The 15,743-nt window shown below is 42.2% G+C and carries 14 protein-coding genes; 1 reads left to right on the top strand and 13 read right to left on the bottom strand.

Annotation, left to right across the window (positions count from 1 at the left end; genetic code table 11):
- Nucleotides 1-9 precede the first annotated feature (9 nt).
- The 9 genes from AC20OE_RS07950 to AC20OE_RS07910 all read right to left on the bottom strand — a co-directional run bounded on the left by AC20OE_RS07950 (nucleotide 10) and on the right by AC20OE_RS07910 (nucleotide 10,432).
- Nucleotides 10-303 carry a YesK family protein gene (locus tag AC20OE_RS07950; RefSeq protein ID WP_039179818.1) on the bottom strand — a complete coding sequence of 98 codons (294 nt, stop codon included), beginning with the start codon at nucleotides 301-303 and terminating at the stop codon, nucleotides 10-12.
- Between the two features lie 67 nt (nucleotides 304-370).
- On the bottom strand, nucleotides 371-1,627 hold the full coding sequence (locus tag AC20OE_RS07945; protein WP_487268783.1) for a dihydrolipoamide acetyltransferase family protein: 1,257 nt from the start codon (nucleotides 1,625-1,627) through the stop codon (nucleotides 371-373).
- Between the two features lie 19 nt (nucleotides 1,628-1,646).
- The gene (locus AC20OE_RS07940) at nucleotides 1,647-2,630 is read right to left on the bottom strand and encodes an alpha-ketoacid dehydrogenase subunit beta (protein WP_024422925.1); all 984 of its coding nucleotides are present in this window, start codon (nucleotides 2,628-2,630) and stop codon (nucleotides 1,647-1,649) included.
- A gap of 12 nt (nucleotides 2,631-2,642) precedes the next feature.
- A complete protein-coding gene (locus tag AC20OE_RS07935; RefSeq protein WP_039179824.1) occupies nucleotides 2,643-3,635 on the bottom strand; it encodes a thiamine pyrophosphate-dependent dehydrogenase E1 component subunit alpha in 993 nt (330 codons plus the stop codon).
- Nucleotides 3,636-3,652: 17 nt separating this feature from the next.
- Nucleotides 3,653-5,077 (bottom strand): dihydrolipoyl dehydrogenase, encoded by a 1,425-nt coding sequence (lpdA, locus tag AC20OE_RS07930; protein WP_039179827.1) that lies wholly within the window; start codon nucleotides 5,075-5,077, stop codon nucleotides 3,653-3,655.
- The gene (gene buk / locus AC20OE_RS07925) at nucleotides 5,067-6,188 is read right to left on the bottom strand and encodes a butyrate kinase (protein ID WP_487268782.1); all 1,122 of its coding nucleotides are present in this window, start codon (nucleotides 6,186-6,188) and stop codon (nucleotides 5,067-5,069) included. Before buk ends, lpdA begins: the two co-directional genes overlap by 11 nt.
- 33 nt (nucleotides 6,189-6,221) lie before the next feature.
- Nucleotides 6,222-7,316, bottom strand: a complete 1,095-nt coding sequence (bcd, locus tag AC20OE_RS07920) for a branched-chain amino acid dehydrogenase (protein ID WP_003215658.1) — start codon at nucleotides 7,314-7,316, stop codon at nucleotides 6,222-6,224.
- Nucleotides 7,317-7,342: 26 nt separating this feature from the next.
- Nucleotides 7,343-8,236, bottom strand: coding sequence for a phosphate butyryltransferase (yqiS, locus tag AC20OE_RS07915; RefSeq protein WP_059374863.1), 894 nt, complete (start codon nucleotides 8,234-8,236; stop codon nucleotides 7,343-7,345).
- Between the two features lie 123 nt (nucleotides 8,237-8,359).
- Entirely contained in the window at nucleotides 8,360-10,432 is a 2,073-nt protein-coding gene (locus AC20OE_RS07910; protein WP_059374864.1) for a sigma-54 interaction domain-containing protein, read from the bottom strand.
- Nucleotides 10,433-10,581: 149 nt separating this feature from the next.
- Between AC20OE_RS07910 and AC20OE_RS07905 the strand changes: the two genes are divergently transcribed.
- Complete coding sequence (locus AC20OE_RS07905) at nucleotides 10,582-10,818, top strand: DUF2627 domain-containing protein (protein ID WP_039179838.1); 237 nt, start codon at nucleotides 10,582-10,584, stop codon at nucleotides 10,816-10,818.
- 35 nt (nucleotides 10,819-10,853) lie between these two features.
- Here the strand turns inward: AC20OE_RS07905 and AC20OE_RS07900 are convergent, their stop codons facing one another.
- The 4 genes from AC20OE_RS07900 to spoIVB form a co-directional block, all read right to left on the bottom strand.
- The gene (locus AC20OE_RS07900; RefSeq protein ID WP_058838020.1) at nucleotides 10,854-11,591 is read right to left on the bottom strand and encodes a glycerophosphodiester phosphodiesterase; all 738 of its coding nucleotides are present in this window, start codon (nucleotides 11,589-11,591) and stop codon (nucleotides 10,854-10,856) included.
- 227 nt (nucleotides 11,592-11,818) lie between these two features.
- Nucleotides 11,819-12,919 carry a Rap family tetratricopeptide repeat protein gene (locus AC20OE_RS07895; protein ID WP_048239244.1) on the bottom strand — a complete coding sequence of 367 codons (1,101 nt, stop codon included), beginning with the start codon at nucleotides 12,917-12,919 and terminating at the stop codon, nucleotides 11,819-11,821.
- A gap of 456 nt (nucleotides 12,920-13,375) precedes the next feature.
- Complete coding sequence (gene spo0A, locus AC20OE_RS07890) at nucleotides 13,376-14,179, bottom strand: sporulation transcription factor Spo0A (protein ID WP_059374866.1); 804 nt, start codon at nucleotides 14,177-14,179, stop codon at nucleotides 13,376-13,378.
- 284 nt (nucleotides 14,180-14,463) lie between these two features.
- Complete coding sequence (gene spoIVB, locus AC20OE_RS07885) at nucleotides 14,464-15,741, bottom strand: SpoIVB peptidase (RefSeq protein ID WP_039179850.1); 1,278 nt, start codon at nucleotides 15,739-15,741, stop codon at nucleotides 14,464-14,466.
- Between the last annotated feature and the right edge of the window lie 2 nt (nucleotides 15,742-15,743).

The following is a 15,743-nucleotide window of genomic DNA, read 5'->3' as shown; positions in this document are numbered from 1 at the left end:
TGCCCGACATCATTTTGATTCGGGCTTTTTTTTGATATAGCGTCTGTATAAATATTCAAGTGCATATCCGAGAAGTGTACCAGCGAGAAGTGATATTCCTAAAAAGCTATTGGCTGCTCCTTTGAAGCCACCGACAATCAGCAGACAGTACACGATTTGAATGATTGAAACGATCGATATGATAAGCAGTAATCGTTCAGGATGATTGCGTGATTTAGAAATGTACCGCAGAAAAGCGAAGGCAATCGCTGTGATAAACATGAGACCAATCGTTAGAAAAGCAAAAAAATCTAGTCCAGACATATCATCGCTCCTTTCTCCTAGATGTGGAAATCCCCCTCTCATGCCGGGAGGGGGAAAATGAATTGTTTTAATAAACAGATGTTTGCTCGTCGATGCCTTCAAGGATTTGTTTAATTCGCTGAAGGAATCTGCCGCATACAAGACCGTCTAGTACTCTGTGATCTAATGAAAGACAAAGATTGACCATGTCTCTTGCCGCAATCATTCCGTTTACTATCATTGGACGCTTCACGATCGATTCTACTTGTAAAATCGCCGCTTGCGGATAATTAATGATTCCCATTGATTGTACTGAACCAAATGATCCCGTGTTGTTGACAGTGAATGTACCGCCTTCCATATCACTTTGCTTGAGTGTTCCTTGTCTCACCTTAGACGCCAGCTCATGAATTTCTTTGGCGATGCCCTTAATGGTCTTTTCATCCGCATCCTTAATGACTGGAACAAAAAGCGCGTCATCTGTAGCGACAGCAATCGAAACATTGATCGCTTTCTTCTGCACAATTTTATCTCCAGCCCACATGCTGTTCATTTCAGGGAATTCCTTTAAGGCCTGAGCCACTGCTTTGACAAAGAACGCAAAGAACGTCAAGTTAAAGCCTTCTTTTGCTTTAAACTGATCCTTCAGCTGATTTCTTCTTGTCACTAGATTTGTCACATCGACTTCCATCATCGTCCATGCATGCGGAATTTCATGTTTGCTTCTCAGCATATTAGCCGCAATTGCCTGCCGGATCGGCGTGACTGGCAGCTCAACATCACCAGGCATGGAAGGGATGGCAGGAGCCGCTTTTGCTTGAGTTGGCTGCGCAGGCTCCGGTTGAACAGCACGTTCATTGACAGGTGCTGTCTTCTCTTTGACGCCGCCGTTTTCAATAAGCTGCAACAAATCTTTTCTAGTAATTCGGCCGCCTGCTCCCGTACCTTGAACAGCTGCTAAATCAATGCCATGCTCATCTGCTAAACGAAGAACGGCTGGAGAGTAACGTTTCTTTTGACTTTGATTCTCATTTGTTTGATCTGCTTCAGGCGCTTTGCTTTGCTCAGGTGCTGCTTCTTCTTTCTCGCTCTGCTGCTCGCTTCCTTCAACTTCAATTTCACAGAACACTTCTCCTACTTGCAGCGTTTCGCCTTCCTCAGCCGATAGTTTTGTAATCGTTCCTGTAAAAGAAGACGGGACTTCTGCGTTCACTTTATCCGTCATGACTTCCGCAATCGGATCGTATTTATTCACATGATCGCCAGGTGAAACGAGCCATTTGCTAATAGTTCCTTCTGTTACACTTTCACCTAGCTGAGGCATTTTCATTTGTTCAATTGCCACTTTGAAACCCTCCTCTTTCTTAAAACGCCGCTAGCTCTCTCATTTCAGCTTCTACCTTATCCGGGTTGACCATGAAGAATTTCTCCATTGTCGGCGCATAAGGCATTGCCGGAATATCTGGTCCTGCCAAGCGTTTGATTGGTGCGTCTAAATCAAATAAGCAATGCTCTGAAATGATTGCCGCAACCTCACTCATGATGCTGCCTTCTTTTGTATCTTCCGTTAACAGGAGCACTTTACCTGTTTTAGAAGCCGCTTCTATAATCGCTTCCTGATCAAGCGGGTACACTGTTCTCAAATCGAGAATATGAGCGGAAATACCGTCTTTTGCAAGGCGGTCTGCTGCTTGCAGCGCAAAATGCACACAAAGGCCATATGTAATGACCGTAATATCATCGCCTTCACGTTTCACATCTGCTTTTCCAATCGGAAGAGTGTAATCCTCTTCAGGCACTTCTCCCTTAATAAGGCGGTATGCACGTTTATGTTCAAAGAACAATACAGGATCTGGATCACGCACTGCAGCCTTTAAAAGACCTTTGACATCATAAGGTGTAGAAGGCATCACAATTTTCAAACCAGGCTGGTTAGCAAAAATCGCTTCGACCGATTGTGAATGATAAAGTGCCCCGTGTACTCCGCCTCCGTATGGTGCGCGGATGACCATTGGACAACTCCAATCATTATTTGATCGGTATCTAATTTTTGCAGCCTCTGAAATGATTTGGTTGATTGCAGGCATAATGAAATCCGCAAATTGCATTTCTGCAATTGGGCGCATTCCATACATCGCTGCCCCAATACCTACACCAGCAATAGCTGATTCTGCAAGAGGTGTATCCATGACGCGCGCTTCTCCAAATTGCTCGTAAAGACCCGCTGTCGCTTTAAATACGCCGCCTTTTTTCCCGACATCCTCTCCGAGCACAAACACTTTCGGATCTCGTTCCATTTCTTCTTTCATCGCCAGTGTAATGGCGTCTATATATGACATAACAGGCATTTTTCTTCCCCCTTACTCCGCATACACGTAACGAAGTGCGCTTTCTGCTTCAGCATAAGCTGCGTTTTCCGCTTCATCAGTGGCTTCGTTTACGATTTGCATGATTTCTTTTGTCATCTCTTCTTTCATTTCAGAAGTCATGACGTTTCCTTCGATTAAATACGTTTCATATTGGATGAGCGGATCTTTCTTTCTTGCTTCGAGCACTTCTTCTTTTTCTCGATAGCTTGAGTCATCGTCATCACTTGAATGCGCAGTTAAACGGTAAGAGATTGTTTCAATCAATGTCGGGCCTTCGCCTCTTGCCGCACGGTCTCTCGCTTCTTTGACAGCGGCATATACTTCAAGCGGATCATTTCCATCTACAGTTACGCCAGGCATCCCATATCCAATCGCACGATCTGAAATGCGTTCACAGGCCACTTGTTTGTCATATGGTACGGAAATCGCGTACTTATTGTTTTCACACATGAAAATAACAGGCAGTTTATGCACAGCAGCGAAGTTAGCGCCTTCGTGAAAATCTCCTTGGTTTGATGAGCCTTCACCGAACGTGACAAAGCTGACAAAGTTTTTCTGCTCTAATCGTCCAGCAAGGGCAATTCCCACCGCGTGAGGAACCTGCGTTGTTACAGGTGAAGATCCGGTCACAATTCGATTTGCTTTTTGTCCAAAATGCCCAGGCATTTGTCTTCCGCCTGAGTTTGGATCGTCTTGTTTTGCGAAACCAGACATCATTAAATCTTTTGCTGTCATCCCAAAAGCAAGGACAACCCCCATATCACGGTAGTAAGGTAAGACGTAATCTTCTTCTCTATTAAGGGCAAATGCAGCACCGACTTGCTGCGCTTCCTGCCCTTGACAAGAAATGACGAATGGAATTTTACCTGAACGGTTTAATAGCCACATCCGTTCATCGATTTTTCTCGCTAGAAGCATTGTTCTATATATATCAATTGCTTGTTCATCTGATAATCCTAATTCCTGATGACGCATGTTACTCATCATGTTTCCCTCCTTGATTAAAAATGGATCGCCTTCCCGTCAACAGCAAGGGCTGCCTCGCCAATCGCCTCTGATAAGGTCGGATGCGGGTGTATCGTCTGCCCCACTTCCCACGGGGTTGCATCAAGTACTTTGGCTAATCCAGCTTCAGATATCATATCTGTTACATGAGGACCAATCATATGAATTCCTAAAATATCATCCGTCTTTTGATCGGCAATGATTTTGACGAATCCATCAGACTCCCCGTACACAAGCGCTTTTCCAATCGCCATAAATGGGAATTTCCCTATTTTGACTTCAAATCCCTGCTCTTTTGCCGCCTGTTCAGTGAGTCCTACACTAGCGGTTTCTGGGTGAGAGTAAACACATTTAGATACGAGCGTTTCATCGAGCGGCTTTGGATCTTTCCCAGCCATATGTTCAACAGCAATCATACCTTCGTGAGAAGCCACATGTGCCAGCTGAAGCCCGCCGATGACATCTCCTATTGCGTAAATATGCGATTCTTTCGTTTGATAATGTTCATTCACGACAATGCCTTGTTTTTCGGTTTGGATGTCCGTGTTTTCAAGACCTATGCCTTCGATATTAGGTACTCTGCCGACTGAAAGAAGGAGTTTTTCCGCTTCGAACGTCTGAATGTCTCCATCCTTTTCCGCTTGAATTGTCACGAGATTTTCCTGCTTTTCTACGCTATCTGGCAGTACCTTCGCATTTGTCACAAAGGTGATGCCTTTTTTAGATAATAGCTTTTCCATTTCTTTAGAAATGTCATGATCCTCTGTTGGTAAAATGCGGTCTGCAAACTCAATCACAGTGACGTTCACACCAAAATCATTGAGCATAGACGCCCACTCGATTCCGATCACTCCGCCTCCGACAATGAGCATCGACTGCGGAAGCTCTGGCAGTTCAAGTGCATCATCCGATGTGAGGATGTGTGTTCCATCTGCTTCAAGCCCTGGCAGCACCCGCGGTCTTGAGCCTGTTGCGATGATGACCTGCTTTGGAATAAGCATTTCATTTTCCTCTCCATTTGCCATTTCTACGGAGATCGTTCCTGGCATTGGCGAAAAGATAGATGGGCCAAGAATACGGCCAATTCCTTCATATACATCAATTTTCCCTTGTTTCATTAAGTGTTTGACGCCGCCTGCTAGCTTTTCGACAATCTCAGTTTTTCTTTTTTGCACACTCGCAAATTGCAAGGCAATGCCGCCTGCCTCAACACCAAAATCAGCTGCGCGTTTGACGGTTTGATATACTTCTGCACTTCTGAGCAGCGCTTTAGACGGAATGCAGCCTTTATGAAGACATGTTCCGCCGAGCTTTTCTTTTTCTACAACTGCTGTTTTCAATCCAAGCTGTGAGGCACGGATGGCTGCTACATAGCCGCCTGTGCCTCCACCAAGAATGACGAGGTCATATTCAGTTGCCATGACTTGTCACTCCTTTCTTTTCCTGTTGATCATTTGGGTATTCTTTCGGTGATTCTTCTTCTTTTAAAATACGAAGCGCACCTTCCGCTAACGATTGCAGCTCATTTTCACCTGGATACACGACAACATCTGAAATCCAGTCAATATAGCCGCGAATACTTGATGTAATTTGTTTGCTGTACGCAAGTCCGCCTGTTAATACAATGACGTCAACTGCTCCTTTTAAAACAGCGCTAGCCGCACCAATTTCCTTGGCAATCTGATAGCACATTGCTTCATAAATGAGCGCCGCACGCTCATCACCTGCTTCAATCATGCGTTCCACTTTTACAGCGTCTGTCGTGCCAAGATAGCCCGCTAGCCCGCCTTCACCAATAATGCGTTTGAGCATTTCCTCTTGGGTATACTCACCCGAAAAACAAAGATTTACAAGATCACCTGTCGGCAAGGTTCCCGCACGCTCAGGACTGAAAGGACCTTCGCCATGCAGACCGTTATTCACATCGATGACTTTCCCTTTTTCATGAACACCAATGGTGATACCGCCGCCCATATGAGTAATAATCATGTTTAAATCTTCGTAACTTTTTCCAAAAGAAGCCGCTGTTTTTCTTGCGACCGCTTTTTGATTTAATGCATGAAAGATGCTTTTTCTTTCGATCGTTGGCAGCCCTGAAATACGAGCAATTGGCTTTAGTTCATCCACCACAACTGGATCGACAATAAAAGCTGGGATATTCAGGCCAAGTGCGATTTCTCCCGCGATGATTCCGCCGAGATTAGATGCATGCTGGCCGGCATATCCTTCTTTTAGATCTTTCACCATTTGCTCATTGACTTCATATGTGCCTCCTTCAATCGGACGAAGGAGACCGCCGCGCGCGCACACTGCATCAAACTTTGAGATATTCATCCCCTGTTCATGCAGTGTTTTCAAAATGGTTTCTTTGCGGAAAGAAAATTGATCAATGATATGAGGAAACGACTTTAATTCCTCATCTGTATGTCTAAGTGTCGTTTCAAAAATAGAACGTTCATTATGAAACACACCGATTTTTGTTGAAGTAGAGCCAGGATTAATCGTGAGAATACGCCATTCTTTTGTCAGCAAAAACAAAACCTCCGTTTCAACTCATTCTTCCAATTAGCGACGACTTAAAATATGTTGACCATTTTGCAAGAATTGACTTCTTGATTTGCGCATTCTTTCAATTCGCTCTTCAGCCAATCGGTCTGCCGCTTTATAAGTTGGAATGGCATCACGGTTTGAAATTTCAATCACACGTTCAATATTTTGATAAATGCCTTCGACTTTTTTCATCGCACGATCTGCATTATAGCCATAAAGCTCATCAGCCACGTTAATCACACCGCCTGCATTGATCACATAGTCAGGAGCATATACAATCCCCATTTCATGGATAAGGTCTCCGTGATGCGTTTCTCTTAGCTGGTTATTTGCAGCACCTGCAATCACTTTTGCTTTTAACTTAGGAATGGTTACATCGTTAATGGTTGCACCAAGTGCGCACGGTGCATAAATATCACATGCTTGATCATAAATATCGTCAGGATCGACTGCTTTTGCGCCGAAGTCTTCAACAGCTCGCTTGACAGAGTCTTTGTTGATATCTGTGACAATAAGTTGTGCGCCTTCTTCGTGCAGATGTTTACACAGATTGTAGGCCACATTTCCAACACCTTGGACAGCAATTGTTTTTCCTTCTAATGAATCTGTACCGAAAGCAGCTTTGGCAGCGGCTTTCATCCCTTTATATACACCGTAAGCTGTGACTGGAGACGGATTTCCGGATGAACCAAATGCAGGAGAGATCCCTGTGACAAAATCGGTTTCTTCATGAATGAGATCCATATCTTCTACCGTTGTACCGACATCTTCCGCTGTAATATAGCGGCCATTCAGCCCTTGAATGTAACGTCCAAAGGCACGGAACATTTCTTCGTTTTTGTCTTTTCTCGGGTCACCGATGATCACTGTTTTTCCGCCGCCAAGATTAAGTCCTGCTGCCGCGTTTTTATAAGTCATTCCTCTTGCTAGACGCAGTGCATCCTCAATAGCTGCTTCTTCGTTTTCATACGTCCACATTCTCGTTCCGCCTAGTGCAGGTCCAAGTGTTGTATCATGAATCGCAATAATCGCTTTTAAGCCAGACTGCTCATCCTGACAAAATACAAGCTGTTCATAATCGTATCGTTCCATATATTTAAAAAGTTCCATTGTGTTATTCCTCCTATTACTTCCGCTTAATTTGATGTACAGATGGCAAGCGCAATTGAATAAAGCTTACTTTCAGCTGAATCAGACCGGCTTGTTAAAGCAATCGGTGCCTTCGCTCCTGCCACCACAGCTCCCACCTTCGCATGTGCAAAGTAGATGAGAGATTTATAAAGAATGTTTCCTGCCTCAATTGTTGGCACAAGCAAAATATCTGCATGGCCGGCTACATCACTCGTAATATTTTTATGAGAAGCTGCCGTTTGAGAGATGGCATTATCTAAAGCAAGAGGCCCATCAATTAGGCATCCAGAAATTTGCCCCCGCCGATTCATTTGCGCAAGACTTGCCGCAGTTAAAGTTGAATCCATTGCCGGATTCACGACCTCGACCGCAGAGAGCACTGCAACCTTTGGCATGTCGTTTCCTACAGCTTGTGCTACTTGAACAGAATTGATCGTAATCTCTTTCAGCATATTTAAATCGGGCTCGATGTTCATCGCAGAATCCGTGACATAAATAAAGCGGTCAAAGCCCGGTACTTCGAATGCTGCGACATGTGATAGGACCCTTGCTGTCCTGAGCCCATATTCTTTATTCAGTACTGCTTTTAAAAGAACGGCTGTCGGGACATGCCCCTTCATCAAAATATCTGCATGCTTCTCGCTCACTGCCTGCACGGCTATTTTGGCAGATTCTTCGGGAGAATCTGAATGAATAATATCTATCCAGTCCTCATCGATTTCATGCTGTTTCACTAGCTCCTTCAGGTTGCGTTTGTTCCCAACCAGGAGAAAGCGAGCGACCTTTCGCTTAATTGCCATCTTGATGGCATGAAGCACTTCTTCGTCTTCTGCATGAGCCACAGCCGCCGTTTTATTCTGCAGCTGGGCGGCTTTCATAATCAGATCGTCAAGCTTCATATATGCCCACCTTTCCTTGTGCTCGGTTCATGTTTTATATGCAAGTTCCGTGCCAGTTTGAAATACAGTAAAATGAGGCAGTTCGCATGCCATTCGTGCAATCTTTTGCAGTTTACATGCATTTTATTGCATGCTATCTTTTGCAAGTTGATATTTATCCATTTTATAGTAAAGGTTCCGTATGCTGATCCCTAACGTTTTCGCTGTTTTCGTGCGATTGAATTGATGCTTTTCAAGGGTTTGTTTAATCAGCTGCGCTTCAAATGCCTCAACAGCATCCGAAAGCGTCTCTCCCTCAAATTGACTGACAGCCAGTTCCTGCTGCTCTTTTTCTTCCTGTTCTTCAGACTCCATGAATGAAATATGCCCCTCATCAATCCATTCTTCTTGCGGGTTTAAAAAGATCATGGCTCGTCCAAGTACATTTTCAAGCTCTCTTACGTTTCCAGGCCACTTATATGATCGCAGTCTATGAAGCGCCTGTTCTGTTAACCCGCGCACGTTCCGTCCATAGTCTAAATTGATCTTTTGGATGAGACGTTTGCTTAACGAGTCAATATCCTCAAGGCGCTGCCTTAGCGGCGGAATAGAGATCGGGTATCTGTTCATGCGATAATATAAGTCCTCTCTGAACTTTCCTTCCGCCATCGCTTTTTCAATATTGACATTTGTCGCCGTGATCACACGAACATCAACTGGTATGGCCTTTGTTCCGCCTACTCTTACAATTTCTTTCTCCTGCATGACGCGCAGCAGCTTCGCCTGTGTACTTGGCGTCATTTCACCAATTTCATCTAAGAAAATGCTGCCTTGATTCGCCTCTTCAAACAGTCCTTTTTTCCCGCCGCGCCTTGCACCAGAGAACGCTCCTTCTTCATAGCCAAAAAGCTCTGACTCTAAAAGAGTCTCAGATAAGGCTGCACAGTTGACCCGTACAAAGCGATTATATTTCCGGTCACTTTCATTGTGAATGGCGTGCGCAAACAGCTCTTTTCCAGTACCTGATTCTCCCCGGAGTAAAATGGTGGCTGGCGTTTTTGCGCCTAGCTTTGCCTGCTCAAGTGCCACAAGCATTTGCTCACTTTCTCCAATGATGTCTTCAAATGTGTACTTTGCTTCAAGTGTCCGGATAAGCTGCCTTGCTTTATTTAGTTCATTCGTGAGTGATTGAATTTCTGATACGTCATGAATGACGCCGACACTGCCTTTTAAGATGCCATCAACGATAACCGGCGCTACGTTGACGATCACATCTTTTTTATTCGGCCCGACTTTCATTCTGACGCCTCGAACCGGTCTTCTTGTTTCAAGTACCTTCAAATGCATGCTTTCTCCTTCAGAAATATCTGCACCTGCAGGTTTCCCCACAACTTCTTTATCTGTTAATCCAGTCATTTTCGTATAAGCTCGGTTGATCAAAATCCCTTTTCCCTGCTCATCAACAACCGATATGGCTTCATCTGACGATTGAATGATCGCCTCCAGCATGGTTCGCACTTCTTTAAGGTTCGTTACTTCCTCCGCAAGCTCAACGGCATCTGTAATATCTTTAAAGATCGATAAAGCACCTAGCATTCTCCCCGCGTCATCAATAATTGGCAAACGCGTTGTGACAATTTGTATTTGCTGGTTCAGAAATTGTTTTTGATTAAATTCTGGCTCTCTCGATCTTAAAATGTCGGGAAGTTTTGTGTTTGGGATCACTTCTCGTATGTCGCGGCCAATCGCATCTTTTTGCGAACATCCAACCATTTTGGCCGCTGATCGATTAAACAGGACGACTTCTTCGTCCATGTTTATAAAAATCATCCCATCGTTCGTTGCATTAAAAATGCGGTCATGCTTATAGGTTTGTTCTTTTAATATTTGAATTAGCTGTTGTTTTTCTGACATTAATTCTGATATGACGTAAGCCATTGAACTTGGAACAATGACAGCATGCTCCGGCTTTTCTTCCATCAGCTCTTTCAGCACTGCTGAACTGCCCGTTGTTTCAATGATGATATCAATGTCATCTTTTATGTATTCTTTCCAATCCGTTGTCGTATCAATTCCATTCTTTTTCGCTTCTGCCATCCCCGGTGCCTCAAGATCAAGGTCGGCGATCGCAATGATTTGAATCATATTTGTTTTCAGCAATGTTTCTAGCAATGCTGATCCACCCTGTCCCGCACCGACAATCAAGACTCTCTGCATCCCGTTACCCCTTTATATGAAAAAATTTGCACACCATATTTTTCCGTTGCAAAAAATTGCACAACTCTTATATTACCACGTTTTCCTTTCTTGACAAAATATTTTTTGAATTAGACAATGGAAGTAAATGACGTTTAAGGGGACATTTGATGGGGAGAATACTTGCACTAGTGATTATTTTAATACCTGGCGCGCTTGCTGCACTTGGGATTAAGCTGCTGCGTGACACTGTTTTCGGCATCATCATTGCACCATTTCCATTTTTATGGCTGCAAGGAATTGCAGGGTTGTTATTTTTAGGGGGAGGTCTTTATGTAGTGGCTGGCTTTATTTTATATAGAGACCGTAAACGAAATAAAGTGACTGCTCGCTTTAAGCAGAGATAAAACGTGAAAAAAGACCCGCTGATGATAGCAGGTCTTTATTTCATTTCTTCTCTTATTTTCACGGCTCGGTCAGGAAAATCAGTGAAAATGCCATCAACACCTAAGGAAAACATGTTTTTCATTTGCTTTTCACTGTTTACTGTAAACGGCCTGATTACTTGCTGAGATGCATGGAGAGTTGACACAACCTCTTTGGTCACGCCTGCACCCTTAATATTTGGATGATAGCCTCTTGCTGGTACTGTTTTTATATACATCTCCGGCTGATGAATCACATCCATTGTGAGTACAGCAAGTTCAACATGCGGCATCAGTTTGTGAAAAAGAGCTAAACTGCCGTGATGAAACGATGAAACAAGTACACGGTCTTCTATTTGAAAATGCTCGATTTGCTTTTTTACTTTCTCCTCGATACCTGGATATCGATAAATGGAGTTTTTCAGTTCAATATTAATGATCAATGATGATTGCTGCGTCACTAGCTCTAATACTTCCTCTAAAAGAGGAATGGATACAGCACCGGTTTCTTCATAAAAAGAATGACTCGCATCTCCCGCTTTTAATTCTTCATATGTATGGTCTTTCACTAAACCTTTCATATTCGTTGTCCTGTTCAGTTTCTCATCGTGAATAACAGCAAGTCTGCCGTCTTTCGTCAGCTGAACATCCAGCTCAATTCCGTCAGCTCCCGAATGGAGTGCATGCTCGAAGGCTATCATGGTGTTTTCAGGATAAATGCCTTTAAAGCCTCTGTGTGCAAAAATTTTCGTCATAGGTCACCTCTAAATATGATGCTTCCTTTCATTATGACGTGTCTTTTTTCGTTTTTCCAGTTTTGAGCACATAAAAAAACCTCTTCTGATTCGCATGAAGAGGTTGACAGATAAATTCGATCACGTAATCGCTCTGATGGCTTGCTCTGTCGTCTCTGCGTCAAGAGCAAAAAGGGAAGAAACAACTGCGACTGCTGTAACAACGGTTACACCTAACAACAACTTTTTCATAAGATAACCTCCACTTTCTTTTGAAGTATTTGTGCATCGAATTTCTTTTCAAGAAAACGAATGGCATTTTGATAATCATTTCGTTCCTTGAAGTATTTCGATATTTGTTCAGACAAATCCTCAAGCTCCACATATAATCTATTTTTTTCTATGTAGTCTAATTTTTCAGAGAATACGTCTGCTGCCCCACTATTCTCGCACATCAAATCCAAAATTTCAAATTTTACTATATATTCATTATTTTGGATATCACAGCTATACAGAATACCCTCTTTAATATATTCCCTCGCCTCTTGATCTCCTAGATGCACTAAGGCGTTTGCCAGAACATATAAAGATTGGATGTAATAATGACTATTGTCACGGTGAATTTGAATGCCCATTCCTTTTTTTGCATAATGTGCGCTTTTTTCATAATCATGCTTTGCATAATAAAGAACAGCTAAATTGTGATAGCATTTCCCAATCAGCACTTCATTGTTAATGCGCTTACTTTTCTCAAGTGCTTCTTGATACTTCTCCTCTGCTTCATCGAATTGGAACAAATCAATACAATTACTTGCATGTAAAATCAAGCTGTCAATTGCCTGCGCTGTATACTCTTCATGCGCTTTAAATGTATCGATGGCTTTTTTAATATGATTAATGGATATGAAGTTTTGTTTCAGTTCGTAATAAATTGAAGCAACCTTATGGTGAAAAGTTCCTACTTCAAGGTCTTCATTCACACGTTTTAGCCGCTGTTCTGCAATTTTGTAAAAACTAATGGCTTCATCATACTTTTTCACATATGCAGCATATTGGCCTTTGTAAAAGTAAAAATAAAAATTAATAATGTCATCTGCCTTCTCATCAAGCGTTCCGACACTTTTCATAATTTGATTGGCTTTTTCAATATTTCCAAGTAACATTTCATGTCTGCCGTCAACAAGCTGATAATAAAGGAGAACTTCACGGTCTTCATCTGTATTTTTTAGCAAATTCTGAATTTTCTCTTTATAGACAGCAGATTTTTCTAAGTCATTCTGAGAAATGACCCTCGTCCACTTGCTAATTTCGTTCGCTACCTCAGCAGAGTGGATTTTCAGCTTTCCCATAACCTCACCCTCTTCTTTTCATTATTATAGCATAGTAAAAGAATGTGAAAATTATTAAATTCGACAATGGGAATATTCAGTTCAAATGGCACAATCTCTAAGAAGCCAGTGACTTTAAAACGCCAATCAATCAGGTCAATAGAAATAGAACTTTCGATCTCGTTTGCTTTAATTACCATTTCCATAAGACCTTTTCCTTTCATCCTTTTTCTTACGAATGAGCGTTTTCTTCTTCTATTTTGAAGACTTCATGATCGATTGGCGCAGCTGATTACCATTATTTTATGTCTTTTTTATTTTTTTCATGCTTTATTTTTCATTTTATTCTGAAAATAAAGCAACCCGTTTGTCCAATTTAAACATTAAGATGATTTTATCAACCTAACCAAATTTTGACAACATGTTTCAAAATAAAAAAACGTCTCAATGAAGAAACGTTTTTTCATGAAAAATAAACTAGCTAGCTCTATGCTCTAATCGCAAACGATCAGCTACCATGGCAATAAATTCTGAATTGGTTGGTTTCGCTTTTGACATGCTGACAGTATAACCAAAGAGTGAGGAAATGGAATCAATGTTCCCTCTGCTCCAAGCGACTTCAATGGCATGACGAATCGCCCGTTCCACCCTGCTGGCGGTCGTGTTAAATTTCTTTGCAATGTCTGGGTACAACACTTTAGTAATGCTTCCGAGAAGCTCAATGTCATTGTACACCATAGAAATCGCTTCTCTTAAGTATAAATACCCTTTAATATGAGCGGGCACGCCAATCTCATGAATAATGGTCGTAATGCTCGCATCTAAGTTTTTACGTTTCGGTTCAGGTTTGTTGCGAAGAACACTGTTTTGGATTGATGAAGAGCGATGGGTAACTTGTGTGCCGTTTCCACTGACTTGACGAATATGACCTACTAGGTTTTCCATATCAAATGGCTTTAAAATGAAATAAGATGCGCCCAAATCAACTGCTTTTTTCGTGACATCTTCTTGTCCAAAGGCTGTTAGCATAATCACACTTGGCTGTTTTGTCATTTCATCGTTTTCACGGAGGCGTTCTAGTACAGCAAGACCGTCTAAATGAGGCATAATAATATCTAAGAGGAGAACGTCGGGCTCTTTATCTTTAAATAATGTCAGGCATTCCTGACCATTATACGCCACGCCAAGTACTTCCATATCTTCCTGTCCCTCAATGTACTCTGTCAAAAGGCCAACAAGCTCTCGATTGTCATCAGCTACACACACTTTAATTTTCTCCACGTTCTTTCCTCCCCAATGTCGATTCCTTTAGTCTTTTGCATTTCTCTTCTGAGTGTTCAATTCGACAAAACCATGCTATCACCTTTAAAAAACTTTAATTTTCCGAATAATAGAGCATTATCTAGCTTTTTCTACGTTTTTCTTAACGAATCGACGATTATTGCAATTTGACAACAAGCTTTTTTCCATTTTGTCGAAAAATCTCTTTTTCCTTATTTTATAACATGATGGAAGAGAAAGAAAGGGTAGAAAAAAACTGCCGGAAGATTCGCGGCAGTTTAAGATCAGCTTGCTTTTTTGTTTTTTTGATAAAGGTCGATTCCTGCTTCTGACAGCATCCATTCAATGTGTACGCCGTACCCGCTAGTCGGATCATTGACGAATACGTGTGTGACAGCTCCAATGACTTTGCCATTTTGGATGATGGGGCTTCCGCTCATTCCTTGGACGATTCCGCCCGTTTTGCTTAAGAGCCGCTCATCTGTTACCTTCAATACCATTCCTTTAGTTGCTGGGAATTTCTGCGGTGTTGTGCTGACGATTTTAATATCAAACTTCTCCACTTTATCATGATCCACAACGGTTAAAATTTCTGCTGGGCCTTCTTTTACTTCATTTGATAAAGCGACTGGAAGTGGTTTATCTGCTACATGATTTTCAAGCTTTTCGGTTAACGTACCAAAGATACCAAAAGGGCTGTTGCGGGAGATATCTCCTATTGTTTTTCTTTCGGAAGAAAATCTCGCCAATTTTTCTCCAGGATTGCCTCCTGTACCTTTTTCAATCGATGTCACTGTTGATCTGACAATTTCACCATTGTCGACAACAATTGGTTTTTTTGTATCCATGTCAGAAATCACATGCCCAAGGGCACCATATTTTTTAGATGAAGGTTCAAAAAAGGTCATCGTGCCGATTCCTGCTGCAGAATCACGAATGTAAAGACCAATTCGATAGATGCCTTCACTTGCATCTTTTGCGGGTGTTAATGTTGTTTGAAAGGTTTTATGATCTCTCTTTATGAGCAAACGAAGGGTTTCACCCGTTTTCCCTGCTTTCTGAATAAATGGGGTGAGGTCATTCATTTTCTCCATTTTTTGACCATTGATTTCAATGATCATATCCCCTGATTGAATGCCTGCGGCTTCACCTGGTGATTTTTTGCCGTCTGCTGTTGTGATTTGATGAAAACCTACAACGAGAACTCCTACAGAGTGGAGCTTGACGCCAATGGATTGTCCTCCAGGAACGACTTTTAATTCAGGGAGAACATCAACTTTTGTTTTCTTAATAGGAAATCCTTTAAAATCATAAACAATTTCGGCTTTTCCCGCCTTTTGTCCTGTAATATCCAGCTGATTCTCTTTCTCTGAAAGGCTAAAGGCTGGCGAAGAAGCATTGGCTGACGCTTCAATCGATGTGTCAATTGAGTGCTTCTGTTTTTCAAATACAGCAACATTTGTTGGAATGCTGATGTATTCCTTCACTATGCTCATAAACCCTGTACTTATTAAAGAAACAAGGAGAATCACACCAATGGCTTTTCTCATCTTTTCGGGCATTC

This window comes from Bacillus sp. SRI_025, assembly GCF_057592095.1.
This window is presented reverse-complemented; position numbering and strand designations above follow the sequence as displayed.

What these genes read in the sequence shown, in the direction of transcription:
- bcd (WP_003215658.1), bottom strand. Translation starts at nt 7,316, where the DNA reads ATGGAACTTTTTAAATATATGGAACGATACGATTATGAACAGCTTGTA.
- AC20OE_RS07900 (WP_058838020.1), bottom strand. Translation starts at nt 11,591, where the DNA reads ATGACGAAAATTTTTGCACACAGAGGCTTTAAAGGCATTTATCCTGAA.
- yqiS (WP_059374863.1), bottom strand. Translation starts at nt 8,236, where the DNA reads ATGAAGCTTGACGATCTGATTATGAAAGCCGCCCAGCTGCAGAATAAA.
- AC20OE_RS07905 (WP_039179838.1), top strand. Translation starts at nt 10,582, where the DNA reads ATGGGGAGAATACTTGCACTAGTGATTATTTTAATACCTGGCGCGCTT.
- AC20OE_RS07910 (WP_059374864.1), bottom strand. Translation starts at nt 10,432, where the DNA reads ATGCAGAGAGTCTTGATTGTCGGTGCGGGACAGGGTGGATCAGCATTG.
- AC20OE_RS07950 (WP_039179818.1), bottom strand. Translation starts at nt 303, where the DNA reads ATGTCTGGACTAGATTTTTTTGCTTTTCTAACGATTGGTCTCATGTTT.
- lpdA (WP_039179827.1), bottom strand. Translation starts at nt 5,077, where the DNA reads ATGGCAACTGAATATGACCTCGTCATTCTTGGTGGAGGCACAGGCGGC.
- spoIVB (WP_039179850.1), bottom strand. Translation starts at nt 15,741, where the DNA reads ATGCCCGAAAAGATGAGAAAAGCCATTGGTGTGATTCTCCTTGTTTCT.
- AC20OE_RS07940 (WP_024422925.1), bottom strand. Translation starts at nt 2,630, where the DNA reads ATGCCTGTTATGTCATATATAGACGCCATTACACTGGCGATGAAAGAA.
- AC20OE_RS07895 (WP_048239244.1), bottom strand. Translation starts at nt 12,919, where the DNA reads ATGGGAAAGCTGAAAATCCACTCTGCTGAGGTAGCGAACGAAATTAGC.
- AC20OE_RS07935 (WP_039179824.1), bottom strand. Translation starts at nt 3,635, where the DNA reads ATGAGTAACATGCGTCATCAGGAATTAGGATTATCAGATGAACAAGCA.